Source organism: Streptomyces sp. NPDC127197, assembly GCF_042672405.1.
GTDB classification, from domain to species: domain Bacteria; phylum Actinomycetota; class Actinomycetes; order Streptomycetales; family Streptomycetaceae; genus Streptomyces; species Streptomyces flavusporus.
In genome coordinates this window covers 1-2777 of record NZ_JBHXVG010000119.1, presented here as the reverse complement: position 1 = coordinate 2777, position 2777 = coordinate 1, and the positions used below count along the sequence as shown (strand labels likewise).

4 protein-coding genes are annotated in these 2777 nt (G+C 69.3%); 3 read left to right on the top strand and 1 reads right to left on the bottom strand.

Translation table 11 applies throughout. The annotated features are described in order from the left end of the window. Positions 1 to 216: 216 nt before the first annotated feature. Positions 217 to 570 carry an ArsR/SmtB family transcription factor gene (locus ACFVJQ_RS45750; RefSeq protein ID WP_385518580.1) on the bottom strand — a complete coding sequence of 118 codons (354 nt, stop codon included), beginning with the start codon at positions 568 to 570 and terminating at the stop codon, positions 217 to 219. Between the two features lie 112 nt (positions 571 to 682). Here ACFVJQ_RS45750 and ACFVJQ_RS45745 point away from each other — a divergent pair, with 112 nt between their 5' ends. The 3 genes from ACFVJQ_RS45745 to ACFVJQ_RS45735 form a co-directional block, all read left to right on the top strand. After that, entirely contained in the window at positions 683 to 1792 is a 1110-nt protein-coding gene (locus ACFVJQ_RS45745; RefSeq protein ID WP_385791905.1) for an alkene reductase, read from the top strand. 270 nt (positions 1793 to 2062) lie between these two features. Continuing rightward, a complete protein-coding gene (locus tag ACFVJQ_RS45740) occupies positions 2063 to 2209 on the top strand; it encodes a hypothetical protein (RefSeq protein ID WP_385791903.1) in 147 nt (48 codons plus the stop codon). A 43-nt stretch (positions 2210 to 2252) separates the two neighbouring features. Beyond that, a partial coding sequence (locus ACFVJQ_RS45735; RefSeq protein ID WP_385791902.1) for a transposase family protein occupies positions 2253 to 2777 on the top strand: 525 nt, incomplete at its 3' end.

The following is a 2777-nucleotide window of genomic DNA, read 5'->3' as shown; positions in this document are numbered from 1 at the left end:
ACCGGGTACGCGGCCGGTACCACCGTCCACCGATTCACGTGGCGGCGCGCCCGGCGTCGGTGGCGATCGAGGCGGCCGTGCGCCGGTTCACGTGTCCGACGCCGTGGTGCGAGGCGGTCGCGTTCGTCACTCGGGTTCAGGGCCAACCAGGCCGTATGCGTCAAGCCGCTGCGACGGATCCGGTTCGTCGCGTCCACAGCGGCTCACTCCGAAGCGTCACGCGCTGTCGCAGTTCGTGTAGGGCTCCACGCGGCCGACGCTCTCCTTCAGAACGAGGTCGATCAGTCCGGGGAACCGCTGGTCCAGCTCATCCTTGCGCAGGGTGTTGATGCGGCGGGTGCCGACGTCGTGCTGCCGGATGAGACCGGCCTCGCGCAGGACGCGGAAGTGGCGGGTGAGCACGGACGCGGTGACGTCCCTGTTGAAGCCGCTGCAGGCCAGACCGGGTGAGGCGGCGAGAGTGACGACGATGGTGAGTCGGAGCTCGTCGGTCAGCGCGCTCATGATCTTGAAGAGGTCGAAGTCTTCTACGTCGGGGTGGACGAGCGGGGACGAAGTACGGCTGGCCATGAGGGAAGGATAACGCGCTGAGCTACATGTACGCGTCGACGCGTACATGGGCTACGGTGGAGGAACGGAATGGCCTTCATTCCGTTTCCCATCGCATCGCAAGAGGACACCCATGTCTGCCAGCACTTCAGAACTTTCGCCTACTCCGTCGCTTTTCTCCCCTGTCTCTCTCGGGAAGATCGAGCTCGCCAACCGCATCGTCATGGCACCGCTGACCCGGGTCCGGGCCGGTTCCTCCGGCATCCCCGGGGACCTCATGGTCGAGTACTACCGGCAGCGGGCGAGCGTCGGAATGATCATCACCGAGGGCACCTACCCCGACCACGCGTCGCAGGGGTATGTCGGTGAGCCGGGCATCGCCACCGACGAGCAGGCGGCCGGCTGGCAGCGGGTGTTCGAGGCGGTGCACGCCGAGGGCGGCCGCATCGTCCTGCAGATCATGCACGCGGGCCGCGGCACCCACCCCGACATCAACGGTGGCCGCCGCATCCTCGCCCCCAGCGCGATCGCCATCGACGGCAAGACGTTCACCGAGAAGGGCGAGCAGCCCTACCCCGTACCAGAAGCGATGACCACCGCAGAGATCCGGGCAGCCCTGGAGGACTTCGTCACCGCGGCCCGCCGGGCTATCGAGGCGGGAGCGGACGGCGTGGAAATCCACGGCGCCAACGGCTACCTGCTCCAGGAGTTCCTCTCCCCGGCGGCCAACCGGCGCACCGATGGATACGGCGGCTCGCCGCAGAACCGCGCCCGCTTCGTCGTCGAGGTCGTCACGGCGGTCGCCCAGGCCGTCGGTGCCGAGCGGGTCGGGCTGCGGATCTCGCCGGAGGTCGACCTCGGGGACGTCTTCGAGACCGACCGGGACGACGTTCTTGCCACCTACGGCACCCTGGTGGACCAGCTGCGCCCGCTGGGCCTGGCCTACCTCTCCGTGCTGCACGCCGAGCCGGGCGGCGACCTGGTGCAGGAGCTGCGGCGGCGCTTCGACGGCAAGCTGATCGTCAACAACGGCTTCGAGAGCCAGACCACCCGCGAGCAGGCGCTCCAGCAGATCGAGGCCGGCCACGCCGACGCCGTGGTCGTGGGCCGGGCCCTTATCGCCAACCCCGACCTGGTCGAGCGCTGGCAGGGTGGCCACCCGGAGAACGAGCCGCGGCCGGAACTCTTCTACGCACCGGGCGCCGAGGGCTACACCGACTACCCCTTCCTCGAAGCGGCTTGAGGCTTACGGTCGCGCTTGTCCGTACCGCGAGGCTTGGGGAGGTTGAGGCAGAGCGGGAGGAGTTGGTGCTCGCCGAGCGGGTGCTGCACCGTCTGGCGGAGCGGAACCACGGCCGAGGCGGAGGCCGCCGCGGCCGTGGTTTTGGTGAAAGCGCAGGTGGCGGGCCGTGCGGTCCTGCTGGTCCCGCACCGCGGCGGTGATCCGGACGAGACTCGCGCTGCCTGGCGACTACCGCCGGATCCTCCAGATCGTTCAGGCCGCGATGGTCCGGTGCGGGTCAGGGCGGTGGGCGAGGAACTGGGCTTGGAGGCGGTGGTGCGCGGGAAGCTGGAGCCGCTGCGGGCGAAGCTGACGAAGCTCGCCGATCGCGGCTGGCTGTACAAACGCTTTGACGGGCGGTTCACCGCACGCCGGTAGCCCGCACCGTAACCGGCGGGCCCCCGACGGCAGTTGAGTTGGTGTGAAGAACAACAACGAAACCGTCGAGGGCCCTGCCGGCCTTGTCTACACCGCCCGCCTGCCGCTGTCGAGCGCCACCTTGAACTACCTCGCCACCCTGATCCGCAGCCACCTGAAGAAGATCGGCTCGCCGTGGCGGGCTCTGCCGCCGGGAAAGATCGCGGGGATCGTGCTCGCGGTGCTGCGCTGTGACCAGCGGCCCGGCGACCTGGCCGGCGGAAACGGGATACACCGCACCACCGTCACCCGCTGGGTCCGCGAGGTCGTCGGCATGCTCTCCGCCCGTGCCCCGCGCCTGGACCGCGCGCTGAAGAGGATCACCCGATCCGGTGGCGGAGTCGTACTGCTGGACGGCTCCCTGATACGCACCCGGCGGCGCACCGGAACAGCGAACCGGAATAACTACTCCGGCAAGCACAAATGCCACGGCCTGCTCGTGATCGCTCTCACCGACGACCGGGGCCGCATGCTCTGGGTCTCGGCGGCCAGGCCGGGCCGGACCTCGGAGATCACCGCCTGCCGGCAC